General features: G+C 51.1%; 1 rRNA gene. It reads right to left on the reverse strand.

The window, feature by feature from the left end:
* Positions 1-886 (reverse strand): 23S ribosomal RNA (locus EYB30_RS14930); the annotation flags it as partial.

The raw sequence follows: 886 nt of genomic DNA on the forward strand, positions 1-886 counted from the left end.
CAGGCTTACAGAACGCTCCTCTACCACTTGTGCAAGCACAAGTCCGCAGCTTCGGTGAATGATTTAGCCCCGTTACATCTTCCGCGCAGGCCGACTCGACTAGTGAGCTATTACGCTTTCTTTAAAGGATGGCTGCTTCTAAGCCAACCTCCTAGCTGTCTATGCCTTCCCACATCGTTTTCCACTTAATCATTACTTTGGGACCTTAGCTGGCGGTCTGGGTTGTTTCCCTTTTCACGACGGACGTTAGCACCCGCCGTGTGTCTCCCGAGTAGTACTCATTGGTATTCGGAGTTTGCATGGGGTTGGTAAGTCGGGATGACCCCCTAGCCCAAACAGTGCTCTACCCCCAATGGTATTCGCTCGAGGCGCTACCTAAATAGCTTTCGAGGAGAACCAGATATCTCCGAGCTTGATTAGCCTTTCACTCCGATCCACAAGTCATCCCCATCTTTTTCAACAGATGTGGGTTCGGTCCTCCAGTTAGTGTTACCCAACCTTCAACCTGCTCATGGATAGATCGCCCGGTTTCGGGTCTACACCCTGCAACTATTCGCCCAGTTAAGACTCGGTTTCCCTACGGCTCCCCTATTCGGTTAACCTCGCTACAGAATGTAAGTCGCTGACCCATTATACAAAAGGTACGCAGTCACACCACGAGGGTGCTCCCACTGCTTGTACGTACACGGTTTCAGGTTCTATTTCACTCCCCTTACAGGGGTTCTTTTCGCCTTTCCCTCACGGTACTGGTTCACTATCGGTCAGTCAGGAGTATTTAGCCTTGGAGGATGGTCCCCCCATGTTCAAACAGGATACCACGTGTCCCGTCCTACTCGTTTTCACTAAAAAGGCATTGTCGTGTACGGGGCTATCACCCTGTATCGCT

The organism is Rheinheimera pleomorphica (genome assembly GCF_011634895.1).
In the GTDB taxonomy this organism is placed as follows: Bacteria; Pseudomonadota; Gammaproteobacteria; order Enterobacterales; family Alteromonadaceae; genus Alishewanella; species Alishewanella pleomorphica.